Annotated in this window: 18 protein-coding genes and 1 pseudogene; 5 read left to right on the top strand and 14 right to left on the bottom strand. The window is 60.1% G+C overall.

Annotated elements, in window-relative coordinates:
• Positions 1 to 98: 98 nt before the first annotated feature.
• A pseudogene (locus tag ACLD1Y_RS05915) lies at positions 99 to 347 on the top strand (terminase); the annotation flags it as partial.
• 6 nt (positions 348 to 353) lie between these two features.
• Here ACLD1Y_RS05915 and ACLD1Y_RS05920 read toward each other — a convergent pair.
• From ACLD1Y_RS05920 to ACLD1Y_RS05930, 3 genes are all read right to left on the bottom strand, one after another.
• On the bottom strand, positions 354 to 1,151 hold the full coding sequence (locus ACLD1Y_RS05920; RefSeq protein WP_429476287.1) for an acyl-CoA thioesterase: 798 nt from the start codon (positions 1,149 to 1,151) through the stop codon (positions 354 to 356).
• 90 nt (positions 1,152 to 1,241) lie between these two features.
• Complete coding sequence (locus ACLD1Y_RS05925) at positions 1,242 to 2,003, bottom strand: CHAD domain-containing protein (protein WP_429476289.1); 762 nt, start codon at positions 2,001 to 2,003, stop codon at positions 1,242 to 1,244.
• A 44-nt stretch (positions 2,004 to 2,047) separates the two neighbouring features.
• Positions 2,048 to 2,326 (bottom strand): hypothetical protein, encoded by a 279-nt coding sequence (locus ACLD1Y_RS05930; protein WP_010176194.1) that lies wholly within the window; start codon positions 2,324 to 2,326, stop codon positions 2,048 to 2,050.
• 228 nt (positions 2,327 to 2,554) lie between these two features.
• On the opposite strand from ACLD1Y_RS05930, the gene ACLD1Y_RS05935 reads away from it, so the two are divergent.
• A complete protein-coding gene (locus ACLD1Y_RS05935) occupies positions 2,555 to 3,592 on the top strand; it encodes a patatin-like phospholipase family protein (RefSeq protein WP_429476292.1) in 1,038 nt (345 codons plus the stop codon).
• A 120-nt stretch (positions 3,593 to 3,712) separates the two neighbouring features.
• Here the strand turns inward: ACLD1Y_RS05935 and ACLD1Y_RS05940 are convergent, their stop codons facing one another.
• The 6 genes from ACLD1Y_RS05940 to kdpF form a co-directional block, all read right to left on the bottom strand.
• Positions 3,713 to 4,402 carry a response regulator gene (locus ACLD1Y_RS05940; RefSeq protein WP_429476294.1) on the bottom strand — a complete coding sequence of 230 codons (690 nt, stop codon included), beginning with the start codon at positions 4,400 to 4,402 and terminating at the stop codon, positions 3,713 to 3,715.
• Between the two features lie 118 nt (positions 4,403 to 4,520).
• Entirely contained in the window at positions 4,521 to 7,160 is a 2,640-nt protein-coding gene (locus ACLD1Y_RS05945; protein ID WP_429476295.1) for a DUF4118 domain-containing protein, read from the bottom strand.
• 135 nt (positions 7,161 to 7,295) lie between these two features.
• On the bottom strand, positions 7,296 to 7,841 hold the full coding sequence (kdpC, locus tag ACLD1Y_RS05950) for a potassium-transporting ATPase subunit KdpC (RefSeq protein ID WP_429476297.1): 546 nt from the start codon (positions 7,839 to 7,841) through the stop codon (positions 7,296 to 7,298).
• A 138-nt stretch (positions 7,842 to 7,979) separates the two neighbouring features.
• Positions 7,980 to 10,037: a potassium-transporting ATPase subunit KdpB gene (gene kdpB, locus ACLD1Y_RS05955; RefSeq protein WP_429476299.1), complete on the bottom strand. Its 2,058-nt coding sequence runs from the start codon at positions 10,035 to 10,037 to the stop codon at positions 7,980 to 7,982.
• A gap of 16 nt (positions 10,038 to 10,053) precedes the next feature.
• Positions 10,054 to 11,748: a potassium-transporting ATPase subunit KdpA gene (gene kdpA / locus ACLD1Y_RS05960; RefSeq protein ID WP_429476301.1), complete on the bottom strand. Its 1,695-nt coding sequence runs from the start codon at positions 11,746 to 11,748 to the stop codon at positions 10,054 to 10,056.
• A gap of 9 nt (positions 11,749 to 11,757) precedes the next feature.
• Positions 11,758 to 11,847 carry a K(+)-transporting ATPase subunit F gene (gene kdpF / locus ACLD1Y_RS05965; protein WP_003218754.1) on the bottom strand — a complete coding sequence of 30 codons (90 nt, stop codon included), beginning with the start codon at positions 11,845 to 11,847 and terminating at the stop codon, positions 11,758 to 11,760.
• Positions 11,848 to 12,244: 397 nt separating this feature from the next.
• Here kdpF and eat point away from each other — a divergent pair, with 397 nt between their 5' ends.
• Together eat and ACLD1Y_RS05975 are read left to right on the top strand one after the other, a co-directional pair.
• Complete coding sequence (eat, locus tag ACLD1Y_RS05970) at positions 12,245 to 13,609, top strand: ethanolamine permease (protein ID WP_429476304.1); 1,365 nt, start codon at positions 12,245 to 12,247, stop codon at positions 13,607 to 13,609.
• 111 nt (positions 13,610 to 13,720) lie between these two features.
• Complete coding sequence (locus tag ACLD1Y_RS05975) at positions 13,721 to 13,888, top strand: DUF2897 family protein (protein WP_003172675.1); 168 nt, start codon at positions 13,721 to 13,723, stop codon at positions 13,886 to 13,888.
• Between the two features lie 76 nt (positions 13,889 to 13,964).
• Here the strand turns inward: ACLD1Y_RS05975 and ACLD1Y_RS05980 are convergent, their stop codons facing one another.
• Together ACLD1Y_RS05980 and ACLD1Y_RS05985 are read right to left on the bottom strand one after the other, a co-directional pair.
• Positions 13,965 to 14,813, bottom strand: a complete 849-nt coding sequence (locus ACLD1Y_RS05980; protein WP_429476307.1) for an urea carboxylase-associated family protein — start codon at positions 14,811 to 14,813, stop codon at positions 13,965 to 13,967.
• Between the two features lie 15 nt (positions 14,814 to 14,828).
• Positions 14,829 to 15,473: a GntR family transcriptional regulator gene (locus ACLD1Y_RS05985; protein ID WP_429476309.1), complete on the bottom strand. Its 645-nt coding sequence runs from the start codon at positions 15,471 to 15,473 to the stop codon at positions 14,829 to 14,831.
• Between the two features lie 131 nt (positions 15,474 to 15,604).
• Here ACLD1Y_RS05985 and ACLD1Y_RS05990 point away from each other — a divergent pair, with 131 nt between their 5' ends.
• Complete coding sequence (locus ACLD1Y_RS05990; RefSeq protein WP_429476311.1) at positions 15,605 to 16,183, top strand: TetR/AcrR family transcriptional regulator; 579 nt, start codon at positions 15,605 to 15,607, stop codon at positions 16,181 to 16,183.
• 18 nt (positions 16,184 to 16,201) lie between these two features.
• Here the strand turns inward: ACLD1Y_RS05990 and ACLD1Y_RS05995 are convergent, their stop codons facing one another.
• The 3 genes from ACLD1Y_RS05995 to ACLD1Y_RS06005 form a co-directional block, all read right to left on the bottom strand.
• Entirely contained in the window at positions 16,202 to 16,534 is a 333-nt protein-coding gene (locus ACLD1Y_RS05995; protein ID WP_429476313.1) for a ComEA family DNA-binding protein, read from the bottom strand.
• A 110-nt stretch (positions 16,535 to 16,644) separates the two neighbouring features.
• Entirely contained in the window at positions 16,645 to 18,639 is a 1,995-nt protein-coding gene (locus ACLD1Y_RS06000; RefSeq protein ID WP_429476574.1) for a polysaccharide biosynthesis protein, read from the bottom strand.
• A gap of 99 nt (positions 18,640 to 18,738) precedes the next feature.
• Positions 18,739 to 19,755, bottom strand: coding sequence for an MraY family glycosyltransferase (locus tag ACLD1Y_RS06005; RefSeq protein ID WP_429476315.1), 1,017 nt, complete (start codon positions 19,753 to 19,755; stop codon positions 18,739 to 18,741).
• Positions 19,756 to 19,766 lie beyond the last annotated feature (11 nt).

A 19,766-nucleotide genomic window follows, 5' to 3' on the forward strand; every position in this document is an offset into this window, starting at 1 on the left:
GCCTACTATGCCCCCCATAGCGAGCCCCAATTCGCCACCCTACTACCCCCCACCTAAACTCTGTTCAAGTTGTTTCAACGGACAGAGGATTTTTCATCATGGGCAAACGTCACCCCAATCTCCCAGCCTGGCAATGGCGCAACCAGCCTCACAATCACCAGCACCCGACCAACCTGGCGTTGCAGTTGATTGCGATGCCGCTGTTGATCATCGGCTTTCTGTTGATTGTTTCCGGGGTATTCAGCCTCAGCCTGGCAAGCGTCGCGGTAGGGGTTGTGGGTGTGCTGGCTGGCGTGGCGCTGCAACGCCACGGCCGTAATCTGGAAGCCAAAGACAGTCATTCGTTCTGAGGCTCAGCCGAACACCACCACGGTCTGGCGGCTGATGGCGATCAAGTCACCACTCGGGCTCCACAATGCTGCAGCAGCATGACCATAACCGTCACGAGCATGTTCGATGCTGACTTGGTACTGGCACCAGTCAAGCGTGGTGAGGTTTTGCAGCGGTTGGATAAATTCGATAGTCCAGGTCAGGGTGCTGCCGGGTGCCGGTTTTTTCAGGTGTGGTAGCACCGACGGCGGCCAGGCATCGACCAGGGCGAGGAGATGCGCTTCGGTCAGTGGCTCCTCCTTCACATCGCCACGCAGGCGGACCCAGCCGCCCATGTCGCGGGATTTGTTACCGGTGAACGGCAAGCCGCCAACACTCCAGCGCATCGCCATGTGTCGCATGAATTCCGGGGTAACGCCCTGGATGTAGGGCAGTTCCTGGCAGTCATCCCAATGTTTGAACACCGGTGCAGGTTCTGCGGCGACGTCGATCTCGGACTCGCGGGGCGCACCAAAGCTGGCCTGCACCAGGGTCGCGACTTCCCCGTTTTGCACCACTCGGCCGAGCAATTGGCTGACGGCCTTGCCTTCGCGCAGGACTTCGACTTGATAACTGGCTGGCACATCCGGCGCGACCGGACCGACAAAGGTGATTGCCAGTGAGCGCAGGCCACGGTCCGCCGGGACTTGGGCGCGCAGGGCTTCATATTGCAAGGCCGCGACCAGGCCACCAAAGGACGCACGGCCCTGGGCCCATTCGGCCGGAATGGTGACAGCCAGCGGGTTGCTACGGGCGGCGTCGAGCAAATCACTAAAGCGCATGGCGACCTCACATCACAAAGAACAGATGGGGGATCTTAACCATCGTAACCGCCCGGCACAGCGCTTATTCCGGCCAAAAACCGGACAGATCTAGAAACAATCGGCGCTGAGCTTATCCAGCACGCGGTCAGCTTGCCCTTCGGCCTTGGCCATGGTGCGCTGCCATACCGCAACGTAGGGTTGCAGGTCCGGCTGGTGTTCGGCCTGGGCTAACCACTGCCAACAGTCGTGCCAGTCACCCAATGCGCCTTGGGCTTTTTTGAGGCGGGACATGGCATTGGCGGGGAGTTTGTCCAGCTCGGGATAGGCTTCGGCGGCGTAACGAACGCGCTTGATCAACAACCGTAGGCGGTGACGATCATGGCCGGGGTCCTTGAGCGCGTTATCGAGGGCCTGCCATTGCTTGGCCAGGCGTTTCTCAATGCGCGGGCGCAGGCCCTTGAGCAATTTTTGATGCTGGGAAGCGCGAATAAAGCGTGGGAAGGCATCGAGGATCAGCAGCAAATGCGCCAGCTCCGGGCTTTGCGCCACCTGACGATAGGCCTCGGGTTGCAAGCGCAGGCGCCGTTCCGCCGCGTCGTGATAGCCGTGCTGGTGCAAATACGCCGCCAGCACCTCGCGATCACGTAGCGGCGTGGTCAACTGGCCGACGGTGCTGGCGGCCAATTCAAGCTGTTCCACCCCTGGCAAGCCGCGCAGAGGGCGCAACAGGCTGCGCAGACGGCGCACTGTGGTGCGCAGGTCGTGCAAGGCTTCGTCATCGGTGACGGCGGCGAGGCGAGCCTGGCAGCTCAGTAACCCTACTTCCAGGCCAATGACCTGAGCGACTAACTGATCGACCAAAGCTGACATCCTGCCCTCACCTGCTGATGAAAAATCCTACCCGCTGCTACAGGTCAACGCCCGGCGCGAGACTCACGAATGTAGAACCGCGCTTTCTCGGCTTTGTTGGAACAGCCTTCAAACGCTTCGAATTGTTGCTGGGTCTTGGCACCGGTCAACAGCGACAGGGCCTTGGAGTAGCTCACCGTACCGGCAAACCCTTCGGCTTTGGCCAGGTCCAGCTCATGCCACGCAGCATCCAGTTGGGTGCCGCAGCTGTCGCGGTACGCGGTTTTCCCGGCACAACCGGCCAGGGCCAACACGATCACAGGCACACACATCCAGGCTTTCATCGATGACACCTCAAAATAAAGAAAAAACAGTCGTACGTTGTAGACGTTGCCTACAGTGAAAAGTGCCTTGTCCTTAGCCTGAAATCGATAGTACCTATCGCCAAAGCATACCCGACAACCGTGGTTACCCTGGGAAAATAGTATAGGCGCCACCGGCGATTGAACCCGGCCCCTCAATAGGCGCATTGTGGGCACCTGCCTTGGGGAGCCTTGGGGAGGACATGGACCATGAAAAAACGCGTTGCCTTGGTGCTGGGCTCCGGCGGGGCTCGGGGCTACGCCCATATCGGGGTGATCGAGGAGATCGAACGACGCGGCTACGACATTGCCTGTGTCGCCGGTTGTTCCATGGGGGCCGTGGTGGGCGGGATCTATGCCGCCGGCAAACTGGACGAGTATCGGAACTGGATCGAAAGCCTCGACTACCTCGACGTGTTGCGCTTGGTGGACGTGAGCTTTCGTCTGGGGGCGATTCGTGGCGAGAAGGTCTTCGGACAAATCCGCAAGATCGTCGGCGAACTCAACATCGAAGAATTGCGCATTCCCTACACCGCCGTCGCCACCGACCTTACCAACCAACAGGAAATCTGGTTCCAGGAAGGTTGCCTGCACCAAGCCATGCGCGCCTCGGCGGCGATCCCCAGCCTGTTCACCCCGGTGATGCAGGGCAACCGCATGTTGGTCGACGGCGGCTTGCTCAACCCATTGCCCATCGTGCCGGTGGTGTCGAGCCATTGCGACTTGATCATCGCGGTCAACCTCAACGCCACCAACCAGAAGCACTATCAGTTGCCGGTAATCCAGCGCCCGCCCGCGTTCAAGAGCCGCTTCAACAACCTGGCCAAGTCACTGGGCTCGCACCTGCCGTTTCGGCGCAAGCAGGCCGAACAGTTGATGATGCTGGAACAGGAAGCCTTGCAGGCCGAAGCGGCGGAGATCAACCCATGGTTGGACTCGGCCGAACCCGAATCCCAGCAACCGGCCGCCGCGCCGGAAAAAGAAGGCGCGCCGAAGTCGGCCACCGGGTCATTTATCATCGACAACGTGGGACCGGCGTCGCTGCTGGATTTGATCAACCAGAGCTTCGAGGTGATGCAGACGTCGTTGGCGCAGTACAAGATCGCCGGGTACCCGCCAGATGTGTTGATCAACGTGCCGAAGCGAGTGTGCCGGTTCTTCGAGTTTTACAAGGCGCCGGAGTTGATCGCGCTGGGGCGGGAGATTGCCAGTGATACGTTGGATAGGTATGAGAGTGAGCAGCGCTGAGATCTTTGGTGGTGCTGATGGCCTCATCGGGGGCAAGCCCCCTCCCACACTTGAATGTGTTCACAAATCAAATGTGGGAGCGGGCTTGCTCGCGAAGAGGCCGGCCCAGCCAACAAAAATCTAAGCGCCCAGCAACCTATACCCCACCCCCGCCTCGGTCACGATAAACCGCGGCTGGGCCGGATCATCCGCCAGCTTCTGCCGCAAATGCCCCACCACAATCCGCAGGTAGTGACTGTCCTCGGTATGGGTCGGCCCCCAGATGTCCTTGAGCAATTGCTGCTGGGTAATCACCCGCCCTGGGTGCCGTGCCAATTGCGCCAGCACCGCGTATTCCTTACGGGTCAGCGCCACTTCGGCGCCGTCCAGCAATACACGGCGATAGGCAAGGTCCACCGTCAGCGGGCCGAAATGCAAGGCGGCTTCCTGGGCTTCACCGGTGGGCGCCTGGCGCAACAAAGCACGCACGCGGGCGAGAAATTCCTGGATGCCAAAGGGCTTGGTCACGTAGTCATTGGCGCCACCGTCGAGGGCTTCAACTTTCTGCCCTTCGCTGGCCCGCACCGACAACACCAGCACCGGCACGCTGGACCACTCGCGAAACTCGCGTAGCACCTGCTGGCCGTCCATGTCCGGCAGGCCAAGGTCCAGCACCAGCAGGTCCGGCTTGCTCAGTGCCGCCTGGGCCAGGCCTTCGTTGCCGGTGCCGGCCTCGATCACCTTGTAGCCCTGTGAGGCCAGGCTGATGCGCAAGAATTTGCGGATCTGCGGTTCGTCATCAATGACCAAAATCGTTGCGGTCTGGCTCATGGTGTCTCGTCAAAACCATTCAATGTAGGAGCGAGCTTGCTCGCGAAAACTCAAAGGGCGCCGCGTTCAATCAGGGCGCCATCATTATCGTTAACGACCTTCGCGAGCAAGCTCGCTCCTACAGGGTCGGTTGGGTCGGCAGTGGCAGGAACAGGGTGATACAGGTGCCGCGCCCTTCAATGCCTTCGGCCACGCTGATATGCCCACCGTGGGCGCCCACCATGCCCTGGCAGATCGCCAGGCCCAGGCCGGTGCCCTGCCCGCCTCGATCACCACGGGCGGCGGTGTAGAACATGTCGAAGATCTTCGCACGCTCATCCTCGGGAATGCCCGGCCCTTCATCGGCCACCGCGAAAAACAGCTGGTTGTCAAACACCCCAGCGCTCACCTGCAAACGCCCATGGGCCGGTGAAAAACGCGCGGCGTTTTCCAGCACATTGACCAACGCCTGCTCGATCAACGCTGCGTGTACGTAAAGCAATGGCAGCGCTGGCGGCACCTCGGTGCGCACCTGCAACGGCGCCAGCACCGCGCGCAGACGGCCGAGGGCACTGCCGACGATATCGCCGGGCGACACCCAGTCCCGCGCCAGCTTCAAGGCGCCGTGGCCCAGGCGGGTCATGTCCAGCAGGTTCTGGATATAACGGTCGAGCCGCTCGGCTTCATCGCGGGTGCCTTCGAGCAAATCGCGGCGGTCCTCCAGGGGAATGGCCTCGCCGAGGGCCAGCAAGCTGTCGATACTGCCGCGCATGGCAGTCAGCGGAGTGCGCAAGTCATGGGACACCGAGGCCAGCAAAGCGCTGCGCAGTTGCTCGGTTTCACCGTGCAGGCGGGCAGATTCCAACTCCTGCGCCAGTTGCGCCCGCGCCAGCGCCTGGGCCAGGGGTTGGCTCAAGGCCGTAAGCAAACGCCGACGTTGACCGCTCAATTCCAGCCCGGGTTTGGGACTGACACCCAGCAAACCCAACGGCCCTTCTTCGCCCGATAACGGCCACCACCACCAGCGCCCGAACGGCAGCGTGCCGGTGCCCATGCCGGCCGGCTGGTCGTGTTGCCAGGCCCAATCGGCGGCGGCGCGCTCAGCTTCAGTCAGGGTCAGTGGCGCGCCGGTTTCGACTTTCCAACCGCCTTGGCCATCGCGATTGACCAGGCACAGGTCCAAGTCGCTCCAGCCTTCCAAATGATGGGCCGCCGCACTGATCACCGCCTGGCGGTCGGTGGCGGCGGTGAGTTTGCGCGACAGGTCGAGCAGTTCGCTGGTTTCTTCCTGGGTATCGCGCAGCGCCTGCAACTGCCGGCGTTGCCGGGCGGCCAGGTTGCCGGTGAGCGCGGCCATCAGCAGGAAGAACAGCAGCGTCAGCACGTCTTCTTCACGCTGGATGGCAAAGGAGAAATTCGGCGGGATAAACAGGAAGTCGTAGGTCATGAACGATAACGCCGCACACACCAAGGACGGCCCCAGGCTGCTGCGCACCGCCACCAGCAACACCGCAGCGAGGAACACCAGGGAGATGTTCGGCAGTGGCAATACGCTGGACACCGCCCAGGCCACAGCTGCCGCGACGACTGTCGCCACCACCGCCAAGCCGTAGTCGAACCACACCAGGCCGCGCACATCCGGCAAGCGCGGCGGCGCCGGGATATCGTCGCTGTCGAGGACGTTGATTTCCAAGCCACGAGCGTTGCGCAACAGCCGCGCCGCCAAGCCGCCACCGAACAGGCGCCTGCGCCAGCGCATCTGCGACTGCCCCACCAGCAGCAAGCTGGCGCGGCGCTCAGCCGCGTGCTGGATCAGCGTCTTGGCCACCTCCCCCGCCCGTAGCAGCACCACTTCCCCGCCCAGACGCTCAGCCAGTTGCTGGGCATTTTGCAGGCGCAGCCGCGATTGCTCATCCCGCGCTCGGCCGTTATCGATATGCACCAGGCTCCACGGCAAATGCCGACGCCGGGCGACGCGGCTGGCATGGCGCACCAGGCGTTCGGCCTGGGCATCGCCGTCCACGCCCACCAGCAGGCGCCCGCGCACCGCCGGCGCGGCCTGGCCGAGTTGGCGATAGCCTTGGGCCAAATCGTCATCCACATGGGCGGCGGCGGTTTGCATGGCCAGCTCGCGCAGGGCCATCAGGTTGGTCTGGGTGAAAAATGCATCGATGGCGGCGCGGGCCTGTTCGGGCACATAGACCTTGCCGTCGCGCAGGCGCTCCAGTAGCTCGCGGGACGGCAGGTCGATCAGCAGCAACTCGTCGGCTTCTTGCAGCACCCAGTCCGGCAGCGTTTCGCGCACCTGCACACCAGTGATCCCGCGCACTTGGTCATTGAGGCTTTCCAGGTGTTGGACGTTGACCGTGGTGAACACATTGATGCCAGCGGCGAGCAGTTCCTGGATGTCTTGCCAGCGCTTTTCATGGCGGCTGCCGGGGGCGTTGCTGTGGGCCAGTTCGTCCACCAGCACCAGCTTGGGCTTGGCGGCGAGCAGGCCGTCGAGGTCCATTTCTTCGAGCATCACGCCACGGTATTCGCTGCGCAGCAGAGGCTGTTGTGGCAGGCCGCTGAGCAGGGCTTCGGTCTCGGCGCGACCGTGGGTTTCGACCACGCCAGCGATCAACTTGACGCCTTGGCGCAGTTGGGTATGGGCTGCCTGGAGCATGGCGTAGGTCTTGCCCACGCCCGGCGCGGCGCCGAGGAAGACTTTGAGCCGGCCACGGCCGTTGCGGGGCAAGTCGGCTAGCAGGGCATCGGCGCGGCCGGAGTCGCTCATGCGGGGGTTCCTTCAGGTATTAAAGTTCACTGAAGATCCAATGTGGGAGCGGGCTTGCTCGCGAAAGCGGTCTGTCAGTGACAGATGTGCTGGCAGATACACCGCGTTCGCGAGCAAGCCCGCTCCCACAGGGGTTCAGAGTTTTTCCAGGGCCATGTTCAGCGCCAGCACGTTCACCACCGGCGGCCCCACCAGCGGGCTTTCGATGTGCTCATCCACCAACCGCTGCAAAGTCGACACCGGCACATTCCGCGCCGCCGCCACCCGCGCCAGTTGATAGGCAATTGCCAGTGGTGGCAAGTGTGGATCAAGACCGCTGCCGGAGGTAGTCAGCATCGCCAATGGCACAGGTCCCTGGCTGGGCACGAGCTGTTTATTGGCATCCTCAAACACCCGCGTCGCCAACGCCGGGTTGCTTGGCCCCAGGTTACTGGCGCTGCTGGAAACGGTTGCAAACGCGCCGGCCGAGGGGCGCGGGTGGAACCAGTTGTCACCGGTGAAATCCTGGGCGATCAGGCTGGAACCGCGCACCTTGCCACTGTCATCGTGCACCAGGCTGCCGTTGGCCTGGTTGGGAAAGGCGAGTTGGGCGACGCCGGTCACCACCAGAGGGTAGGCGACGCCGGTGATCAGGGTCATGAGGACCAGTAGGGTCAGGGCTGGGCGGATGATCGTTGTCATGTTCATTTCCTCTAGTCAGTCGAGAAACCTTGTGGCGAGGGAGCTTGCTCCCGTTCGGCTGCGTAGCAGTCGTAGAACTTGGGACCGCTGCGCGGTCCAGCGGGAGCAAGCTCCCTCGCCACAAAAAGCGTGTGTCAGTTACACCAGGTGCAGTGCGGTGAGCAGCATGTCGATCGCCTTGATACCTACGAAGGGCACCAGCAGACCACCCAGCCCATAAATCAGCAGGTTGCGCCGCAACAACGCCGCCGCACTCGCCGCCTGCACCCGCACACCACGCAGCGCCAGGGGAATCAGCACCACGATGATCAAGGCGTTGAACACGATGGCCGAGAGGATCGCGCTCTGCGGGCTGTTGAGGTGCATCACGTTGAGTACGCCCAGTTGCGGGTAGATCGAGGCGAACAACGCCGGCAGGATCGCGAAGTACTTGGCCACGTCGTTGGCGATGGAGAACGTGGTGAGCGCGCCACGGGTCACCAGCAATTCCTTGCCGATCTGCACCACATCCAGCAGCTTGGTGGGGTCGCTGTCGAGGTCGACCATGTTGGCGGCTTCGCGGGCGGCTTGGGTGCCATCGTTCATTGCCATGCCGACGTCAGCCTGGGCCAAGGCCGGGGCGTCGTTGGCGCCGTCACCGCACATGGCCACCAGGCGGCCGTCGTTCTGTTCGTGACGAATGCGTGCGAGTTTTTTCTCCGGGGTGGCTTCGGCCAACACATCATCCACCCCCGCTTCGGCGGCAATCGCGGCGGCGGTCAGTGGGTTGTCGCCAGTGACCATCACGGTGCGGATGCCCAACTTGCGCAGCTCGGCGAAACGTTCGCGGATGCCAGGCTTGACCACGTCTTTGAGGTGGATCGCACCGAGCAACTTGCCATCGGCACACACCAGCAACGGCGTGCCGCCGCTTTGGGCGATCTTGTCGATTTCGCGCGACAGCGCGGGTGCAAGGTCACGGCGCTGTTGGCCGATAAAAGCCAGCAGCGAATCCACCGCGCCTTTGCGGAACACACGACCTTGGTAATCAACACCGGACAAACGCGTCTCGGCGCTAAACGGCACTGCCGTCAGCTCATCCAGGGACGGCTCGGCCTGTGGGTGCAGGGCACGCAGGTATTCGACGATGGATTTACCTTCTGCCGTGTCATCCGCCAGGGAGGCAAACAGTGCACCTTCGGCCACTTCCTTGCCGCTGACGCCAGGCGCTGCCACCACCGCCGAGCAACGACGGTTGCCGAAGGTGATGGTGCCGGTCTTGTCCAGCAGCAGCACATGCACATCCCCCGCCGCTTCCACGGCACGGCCAGATTTGGCGATGACGTTGAGGCGCACCAGGCGGTCCATGCCGGCGATACCGATGGCTGACAACAAGCCGCCAATGGTTGTAGGAATCAACGTCACCAGCAGTGCGACCAAAAACACCAACGGCAAGCTGCCATTGGCGAAGTGAGCAAAGGGCTGCAGGGTCACCACCACCAGCAGGAAGATCAGGGTCAGGCCGATCAGCAGGATATCCAGCGCGACTTCGTTGGGGGTTTTCTGGCGTTTGGCGCCTTCCACCAGGGCGATCATGCGGTCCAGGGTGGACTCGCCTGGGTTGGCAGTGATGCGGATCAACAGCCAGTCCGACACCAGCCGCGTATTGCCGGTGACGGCCGAACGGTCGCCGCCGGACTCACGGATGACCGGTGCGGACTCACCGGTGATCGCCGCCTCGTTGACCGCCGCAATACCTTCGATGACCTCGCCGTCACCGGGGATCATTTCCCCGGCGGCGACGCGCACCACATCGCCTTTGCGCAAGCTGGCAGCAGGCACCACCTTTAAGCTGCCATCGGCTTCTTTACGTCGCGCACTCAGGCCTTCGCTGCCGGCCTTGAGGCTGTCGGCACGGGCCTTGCCACGCCCTTCGGCCAAGGCTTCGGCGAAGTTGGCGAACAGCACGGTGAACCACAGCCACACAGCGATCTGCACCGCGACAAAGGTCGGCACGGCGGTGTCGGGCACAAAGCACAGCACGGTGGTGAGGATGGCAGTCAGTTCGACCACCAGCATCACCGGCGAGCGTTGCAACTGGCGCGGGTCCAGCTTGACGAACGCCTGGACCAGCGCCGGGCGCCATAGGGCGGAAATAGCAGTTTTGGCGGGCTCCTGGGTGTGCACGGGAGCTGCGTTTTTTGCAGGCATATTCATGTTCATATCCCCTCGTTTAGAAGCCCATGCTCAAGTGCTCAGCAATCGGACCCAACGCTAGCGTTGGCAGAAAAGTCAGGCCGCCGACCAGCAAAATGGTCACGGTCAACAGGGTCACGAACAGCGCGCCATGGGTAGGGAAGCTGTTCTGGCCAATCGGTGCGGTCTTCTTCATCGCCAGGCTGCCGGCCAAGGCCAGTACCGGAAGGATGTAGCCGAAGCGACCGATCAACATGCCCAGGCCCAGCATCAGGTTATGGAACGGAGTGTTGGCACTGAAACCGCCAAACGCCGAACCGTTGTTGGCACTGGCCGAGGTGTAGGCATAGAGCAACTGGCTGAAACCATGGGGGCCAGGGTTGCTGATGGCACTGGCCGGGCCAGGCAGGCTCGCAGCGATGGCGCCGAGTACCAGTACGCCAACCGGCATCACCAGCAGGGTCACCACCAGCAATTGCACTTCCTTGGCCTGGAGTTTCTTGCCCAGGTATTCCGGGGTGCGGCCAATCATCAAGCCAGCGAGGAACACAGCGATCAGCACGTTGAGCAACATGCCGTACATACCGGCGCCCACGCCGCCGAAGATCACTTCGCCGACCATCATGTTGACCAGCGCCACCATGCCGCTGAGCGGGCTGAGGCTGTCCTGCATGCCGTTGACCGAGCCGTTGGACGCCGCCGTGGTGGTCACCGACCACAACACCGTGCCGGTGGTGCCGAAGCGTGTTTCCTTGCCTTCCAGCGGCGCAGTTTGCTCGACGGCCGCATTACTCAAAGTCGGGTTGGGCTGACACTCGGCCCACAGCGAGGTGGCGCCGCCGATCAGGAAGAGCGCGAGCATGCAACCGAGGATGGCGCGGCTTTGACGCAGGTCTTTGACGTAGTGGCCGAAGGTGAATACCAGCGCTACCGGGATCAGGATGATTGACGCCACTTCGAACAGGTTGGCCCAAGCGGTCGGGTCTTCGAACGGGTGCGCCGAGTTGACACCGAAGAAGCCACCGCCGTTGGTGCCCAATTGCTTGATCGCAATCTGGCTGGCCGCAGGGCCCAGGGGGATGACTTGATCCACGCCCTGCAGGGTCACGGCATCGACATAGTGGGCGAAGGTTTGCGGCACGCCTTGCCATACCAGGAACAGCGCCAGTACCAGACACAACGGCAGCAGGCCGTAGAGGGTAGCGCGGGTCATATCGACCCAGAAATTGCCCAATGTCCTGGTGGATTTACGACCGATCCCACGGCAAAGAGCGACCAGGACTGCCAGACCGGTGGCGGCACTGACGAAGTTCTGCACGGTCAGGCCGGCCATCTGGCTGAGGTAGCTGAGGGAGGCCTCACCGCTGTAGGACTGCCAGTTGGTGTTGGTCATGAAACTGACCGCAGTGTTGAAGGCCAGCGTCCATTCTTGACCCGGCAATTTCTGCGGGTTGAGTGGGAGATAGTCCTGGAACAACAGGATCGCAAACAACAGCAAGAAGCCGGCGAGGTTGAACGCCAGCAAGGCCAGCATGTACTTCTGCCAGCTTTGCTCCTGATGCTCGTCTACGCCCGACAGTTGGTAGCAGGCTTTTTCCACCGGTCCCATTACCGGGCTGAGCCAGGTGCGCTGGCCTTCCATCACCTTGTAATAAAACCGACCCAGGAACGGTGCCGGCACCAGCACCACGGCAAAGAAGGCAATGATCAGCCAATAGTCATAACTGTGCATGGCCCGCTCCTAGTTCCGGTCCGCGCGTAGCAGCGCAACCAGCAGATAAATGAACAGCGCCACGGCCAATAGCAGTGACACCCCGTCCAGAACGCTCATGGGAGTTTCTCCGTTTAGCGGCGTGTTGCCGCGTGTAGGGCAATTGTCGGCAGGAGTGGTGTAAAGGAACGAGACCGAGGGCGTGGGCGGGGCGTAAAGACGGCGTAAAGAGTGGGTTGGTGCGGGGTTTACAGAGGGATTTCGAGTGGTTGGAAGGGCCTCATCGCGGGCAAGCCCGGCTCCCACAGGAAAATGCATTCCAAATGTGGGAGCCGGGCTTGCCCGCGATGGCGGCAGCTCAAACACCACCGCACTTATCTGGTGCAATACCAGCAAAATTCAAACGCTAAACCATCTCCCAGACGACAGATGCGCGGCTTTACGACAATGATTCTCAAGCTGGCATGCCCGCTGCAACACCTTGAATCATTCCAACCGGTTCAGGGAGAGCAACACAATGAACACACAACTCAAACCCACCCTCGGCACCCTGCATTTATGGGGCATCGCCGTTGGCCTGGTGATCTCCGGGGAATACTTTGGCTGGAGCTACGGCTGGGGCGTCGCCGGGACCTTGGGCTTTCTGGTGACTTCGTTGATGGTCGCCGCGATGTACACCTGCTTTATCTTCAGTTTCACCGAACTGACTACCGCGATTCCCCACGCAGGCGGCCCGTTTGCCTACAGCCGTCGAGCCTTTGGCGAGAAAGGCGGCTTGATCGCCGGCCTCGCGACCCTGATCGAATTTGTCTTCGCCCCGCCAGCGATTGCCTTGGCCATCGGTGCCTACTTGAATGTGCAGTTCCCGGCGCTGGACCCCAAACACGCGGCCGTCGGCGCCTACATTGTGTTCATGGGCCTGAATATCCTTGGCGTCAAACTCGCCGCCACCTTTGAACTGGTGGTCTGCGTACTGGCCGTGGCCGAGTTGCTGGTGTTCATGGGTGTAGTCGCTCCGGCGTTCAGCTTCAGCAACTTCGCCCTGAACGGTTGGGCCGGTTCCGATACCTTTGGCGCCCCGGCGATTGCCGGTATGTTTGCCGCGATTCCGTTCGCCATTTGGTTCTTCCTCGCCATTGAAGGCGCGGCCATGGCCGCCGAAGAAGCGAAAGATCCCAAGCGCACCATTCCTAAAGCCTACATCAGCGGCATCCTCACCCTGGTGATCCTGGCCATGGGCGTGATGTTCTTCGCCGGCGGCGTGGGCGACTGGCGCACCCTGTCGAACATCAACGACCCACTGCCCCAAGCCATGAAAACCGTGGTGGGCGACAGCTCCGGCTGGTTGCACATGCTGGTGTGGATCGGCCTGTTCGGTCTGGTGGCCAGCTTCCACGGCATCATCCTCGGCTACTCGCGCCAGTTCTTCGCCCTGGCCCGCGCCGGTTACCTGCCCTCCTTCCTCGCCAAACTGTCGCGTTTTCAGACACCTCACCGGGCAATCATCGCCGGTGGCGTGGTCGGCATCGCCGCCATCTACAGCGATGGCCTGATCAACCTGGGCGGCATGACCCTCACTGCCGCGATGATCACCATGGCGGTATTCGGCGCCATTGTGATGTACATCATGAGCATGCTCAGCCTGTTCAAACTGCGTAAGACCGAACCGCTGCTGGAACGTACCTTCCGCGCACCGGGTTACCCGATCGTACCGGGCATCGCCTTGGTGTTGGCCGTGGTGTGCCTGGTGGCGATGGCGTGGTTCAACGCACTGATCGGGTTGATCTTCCTGGGCTTTATGGCGGTGGGCTTTGCCTACTTCCAACTGACCGCCCAAGCCCGCGCCGATGCGCCGGCAGATGCGATGTTGACCGGGCTCTGATCTACTGGAGGCAGAACGGGCCTACACTGAACTAGTCAGAAAGCCCGTTACTCAAAGCAGTTATTCCCGTGGGAAAATTCTCCCACGGCAATCTGCCTCAAGGAGAGCCTTATGCCGTGGTATGCGTGGTTGATTATGGTAGTTGCGATCGGGTCGATCGTCGGTGGGCTGATGATGCTGCGTGACAGCGCCAACAAAGTCGAACTCACCGACGAACAACGCAAGCGCGTGGCCGAACGCAATGCTCAGGCGGACGCCAAGGATGCACAGGATCGTTAACCCGACGACCCCGAGACCAACACCTGTGGCGAGGGAGCTTGCTCCCGCTGGGCTGCGAAGCAGCCCCTTGCGCAACTCACTCCCAATCCGCCTTGGCAATATGCAACCCATGCTGCCCTTTGTAGGCCGCACGCTCAGGCGAACTCCAACCGCTCAGCAATTGCTCTTCCAACCTATAGATCTCGACTCCCAACGGACGACACACCGTCAGCGGGTCCTGTGCATCCGGCCCCCACATCGGTAGCGACAAATCCCCACCTGGGCACGTCGACAATGCGCACAGCAAATCAATCTCGGCAAAAAACTCCAGGTAATCGCCCTTCTGCGCCGGACATGCCTTCATAAAGTACATGTCGTCATGATTGAGGCCCGTGCACTGGAAAATATTCAACACGTCATGCACGTCGAATTCCGTCAGACCATGTGGGAGCACCGCACGCGTCAGGTTCGAGTGGCAGTGGTGATGAAAGTCCTCGCCCGTGAGCATGCGGTTCACATAAGGATCGCAGCGAGTGCCCAGCAAGTCGTGCAAGCGACCACCGTGCTCATCGATGCCATAGCTCGCCAGGCTATCGTCGGTGATCGTCACCAGCGGCCGTAGGAATGGCAGGTTCGACCACAAGCGGTCATGGGTGCTCACATGTGCGCCCTGTAACTGCCGCGTACGTGCCGCCCACAGGCGTTCGCGAGGGTCGTTGGCGTTCCACACGTTGAAATCCCCCACCTGCGGACCAACCGGTGTAGTGACACGAAACACATGGCCTGCTGGCACTTTCCACGCCCTGCCTGTACGAATGGGCACCTCGAACTGATCGATCAAGGTGCGTTGTTGTTTTTGGTCCCGGATGCGCTCATAAAACGCCGTGTCGACCTGCAACGCCGAACCTTTACTGACCTGATAGGCCGCCGGATAGTCTTTGTACATGATTTAGATCCTCCATCAGGGGTGGGAAAACAGGGCCAACGACAGGCGTTGCGAATCATCCAGGTACAGGCTCATCGCCTCCCCTGCCGCCGGCTTGTCCTGCTGGACCAACAGTTGGTAAATCTCACGATCCCGCTCCAGCCAAGGCAACTGGAAACGCTGCTCATCGGGCGCAGCGCAAAAAACCAGGCGCAACTGGGCAATCACCTGAGCGAAGAACTCATCGAACAACGGGCTGCACATCAAGCCGACAATCTGCTGGTGAAACACCAGGCTGTGGGTGGCCACCGCGCGCCAATCCTCGCGCTCGCGAGCCAGGGTGGTGGCATCGATAGCGTTTTGCATGCGTAGAGATTGATCCTCAGTGAGCGTGTTGCTTTGGGCGATGGCCTGCAATTCGAGCGTACGACGGACTACGAACAAGTCGCGCACCTCCTCTCGCTCAAGACGGCGGACCATCACCCCCTTATTGCGCGCATAGCGGGTCAGCCCTTCCTGCCCCAAACGGTGCAAGGCCTCACGGATGGTATTGCGCGAGGCGTTATAGGCTTTCACCAACTCCACCTCGACCAAGGCCATCCCCGGTAAAAGCCGGCCACCGATAATATCCGCACGAAGTTCCAGCGCGATCTGGTCTGCTAGGGATAAGCTGAGCGTCATGGCCATCTCTCGATTGTTGAACAATCCATGACGTAAACGTAATCACTTTTCATGCCAAGCGATAATCTTCAGACAACTGTGTAAAACGGTTCAGGTTGGTTAAAATGCCAGCATGTCACCGAGGCAGTCCCATGCGTTACTCATCAGACCATAAAGCGCAGACCCACCAGCGCATCATCAAGGAAGCCTCCGTGCGCTTCCGTCGCGACGGCATTGGCGCCACCGGCCTGCAGCCATTGATGAAAGCGCTGAACCTCACCCACGGCGGGTTTTATGCGCACTTCAAGTCCAAGGACGAGTTGGTAGAAAAGGCGCTGCAAGCTGCTGCCGCCGAACTAGACGCCCATTGCGACATGCTCTTTAGCCAAGAACAGCCCCTGGAAGCGTTTATTGATAGCTACCTTTCGGAATGGCACTTGACCTCCCCTGACGAGGGCTGCCCACTCCCGACCATGTCATCCGAGATGGGACTTAGAGGCCAGCACAGTGCGACGACGGATGCGGTACTCGGCGCCAGACTCGAACAGATCGAAACGGCGCTGGCAGATGGACGGGGCAACGCCGAGAGCCTGGTGATCATGTCAACGCTCGTGGGAGCATTGGTGCTGGCCAGAAGTGTAGAGAACCCAGCCTTGGCGGCGCAGATCATGGAAGTGGTGCGAGACAGTTTGAAGACGAAGATCGCAGACAATGAAAAGGCCGATCAATGACCGGCCTCCTCCGTTTATTTAGTTGATTGCCAACCTGTCGCGATTCTTCTCCAGCAACGCCTTGCCGATACCCTTCACCTCCAACAACTCATCCACCGCAGTGAACGGGCCGTTGCTCTCGCGGTAGGCAACAATCGCTTTGGCTTTGGCGGCGCCGATGCCGAAAAGGTCGCGGCGTAGGGTTTCGGCGTCGGCGGCGTTGAGATTGACCTTGGCGGATTGGTCGGCTTGGGACATTTGGGCGGAGATGGGGGTTGGGGGTTCGGGTTTGAGAGATGGGGCTGCGGTGGTGGTGAGAGAGAGGGAGGTAAGGAAGGCGAAGATCAGGGAAGAAATGTAGGTACTTTGCATGGGTGACGCTCCTTGACATCTATGAGAGAAAAGCAGCTTTCCGAAGCTGCTTTTCAAACTTAGGTGATGTTGGGGATTCGTCAAAAGTGGTTGAGTAACAGAGTGTTAAGTCAGGGTTCCAGGCGTCGCTGTTGGTAGATCCAGTCGACGATTTCACCGTCGGGGGAGTAGCCGCTGACAGTGTCGCGAAGGAGTTGGCGAACCCGGGTGTAATCGTCTTGGTCCACTGCGGCCAGTAGCTCCGTCAGCTTGCCCTTGAGGACCTCCCAAGAGAGATGATCTTCATTGGCGCTCATGATCATTGGGTGCTGCGTGGCGACGACGTTGTCGCCAATCAGTAACTCTTCGTAAAGCTTTTCGCCGGGGCGCAAGCCGGTGAACTCGATGGCGATGTCGCCGTGGGAGTTCTTGTCGGTGCGCACACTCAGGCCGGAAAGGTGGATCATCCTCTCTGCCAACTCGACGATTCGCACAGGCTCGCCCATGTCCAGCACGAACACATCACCGCCCTGCCCCATGGAACCTGCCTGGATAACCAACTGTGCAGCTTCAGGAATCGTCATGAAATAGCGGGTGATATTTGGATGAGTCACCGTAATGGGGCCACCCGCCTTGATCTGTTTGTGAAACAAGGGAATCACTGAGCCGGAAGAGCCCAGCACATTGCCGAATCGAACCATGGTGAAGCGCGTTTTGTTGACTCGGGAGACATTCGATTTTTCGCCGAACAGTATAGGCGCCAGCTCCCGACTAAGGGCTTGAAGGACCAGTTCGGCAAGACGCTTGGTGCTGCCCATGACGTTTGTAGGACGTACAGCCTTGTCTGTCGAGATAAGGACGAAGTTGGAAACACCTGCCGTAAGAGCAGCCTGGGCGGTGTTGAGCGTGCCGATCACATTGTTAATTACACCTTCGGCGATGTTGTGTTCGACCATGGGCACATGTTTGTAGGCTGCGGCGTGATAAACCGTGTCTACATGCCAGGTTTTCATCACATCCAAGAGCTTATTTGGGTTACGTACCGATCCCAGGATCGGTAACAGTCGAACGGAAAGCGACTCACGCACTACTCGCTGTTCGAGCTCGGACATAATGCTGTAGAGGTTGAACTCACTATGCTCCAACAGGAGCAATGTCGTCGGATTCAATGCCAGGATCTGGCGGCAGAGTTCGGAACCGATGGAACCGCCCGCACCTGTCACTAGAACGCACTGGCGCGTGATGCAATGTTCCAGCAGTTCTGCTTGTGCCGGTACTGCATCTCGCCCCAGCAAGTCCGCAATGTCGACCTCCTGAATGTCATCGACCTTTACCCGCCCACTGGCAAGGTCCATGAAACCGGGAACACTACGGACATGCAACGGAAAGCCTTCGAGAAAACCCAGAATCTCTCGCCGCCGCCCCCTGTTGGACGAGGGTATGGCCAACAGAATTTCTTGTGCGCCTGTTTCGTCGATCATCCGCTGAATATGTTTAGGCTTGTAAACCTGCAAACCTGAAATGACGCGGTCAGAAATACCCTCGTCGTCATCGATAAATGCTACCGGTCGCATGACCCTTCCCATACGCAAGGCTGCAACCAACTGATTTCCAGCGGAACCCGCTCCATAGATGGCAACACGAGGCAAACCATCTTCGCGATTGGTGAACGGCACATGCTGTGCAGCGGTAAACCAGTCGCCGAGGAAGTACTGGCGCATAGCCAAACGCAAGCCCCCCACCATGATCAGGCTCAACCACCAGTAGTTAAAAATGATGGACCGAGGTACGACGGCCTGGTGGTTGCTGTACAAATAAACCACGACACCGAGTATCAGCGAAGAAAGGCTGACTGCTTTTATAATCACGATCAAGGCATCGTTACCGAAGTAACGCATAACAGCCCGGTACATTCCAAAGCGGACAAAGAGCGGGATAGCCACTACTGGAGCGCTCAAAAACAGCCAGAGGTGTTGCACCACGGGATTGACCATATCCTCCACGCCCAAGCGAACGACGAACGCCATCCACAAAGCCAGCCAGACTAGAAAAACGTCTGTGATGACTTGCAGGAAGCGCTTCCTTCGCCGAGGAAGACCTACCAGATACGACCGAATGCTACCCAAAAACCCTTCAAACACCTCTGCCGCTCCTATGCCTGCCGTTCGGTATTGCTCAACTTGAAAGCCATAAACAGGCCGACCGTTTCTATCACTCGCAGTGCTTCATGCCTCGACCTCGCCGGCCCTGTATTTGGCAGCAAGGACGACCAAGGGCACATACGCAATGATCACGCCCAACAGGCCGTTGAGACCTAAAACCCCCACACCTATGGCGATGGGAGTCAGCCACAACAGGTTGATAGCCAAGACCGAAAGCGTGACAGGTACATGCCCACCCACCTGGCGAGACGCAAATTGGTAGGCGTGACTGCGATGCGCCTCGTAGACTTTGTCGCCACGCAACAAACGGCGGATCAACGTAAATGTTGCATCAACGATGAAAACCCCTAGAAGAATTAACCATACCCAAAGCAAACTTGCGTTTTGCCAGGCCGCAATCAAGGAAAGTACGCCAAGGACGAACCCAAGGAAACCACTACCTGCATCGCCCATGAATATTCTCGCCCTTGGAAAATTCCAGTAGAGAAAACCGAGCACGGCCATACTTAACAACAACGGTACACCGATAAGTGTCGAATAGCCGCCCATCCAATAGATCGCACTGGCCCCCAGGCACACGCACATCGCCTCGATACTAGCCAACCCATCGATGCCATCCATGAAATTGTAAAGATTGAGTACCCATACCAAGTAAAACATGGCCGCAACATGGCCCAACCAACCGAGATCGACGGTCATTCCGGGCAAGCTGATAACAGGCAAGCCACCGATCCAGAAGAGTGCCCACAACGCTGCGCTAAAGTGCCCCAATAGGCGCCACCTGGCGGCGATATGGCCATGATCGTCAAGGAAGCCGAGCACCGCGATTGCTGCGCCGCCCCCCATAAGTGCCCATGTGACCGAAGGGGATATCATGCCACTGGCAAGCAGTATCGGCAGTATCAATAAAAAACTCACAACAATCGCTACCCCTCCGCCTCTCGGAGTGGGCACCGAATGAGAACTGCGTGAGTTAGGGACATCGATCAAACTTCGCGACAGCGCATAGCGTCGCAATAACCAAGTCAACAAAAATGCAAGGGCTGCGACAACAGGCGCAAGCCACACCAAGTGGTTCATCAACGGCTCCA

The organism is Pseudomonas sp. 18175, from assembly GCF_050432925.1.
In the GTDB taxonomy this organism is placed as follows: Bacteria; Pseudomonadota; Gammaproteobacteria; order Pseudomonadales; family Pseudomonadaceae; genus Aquipseudomonas.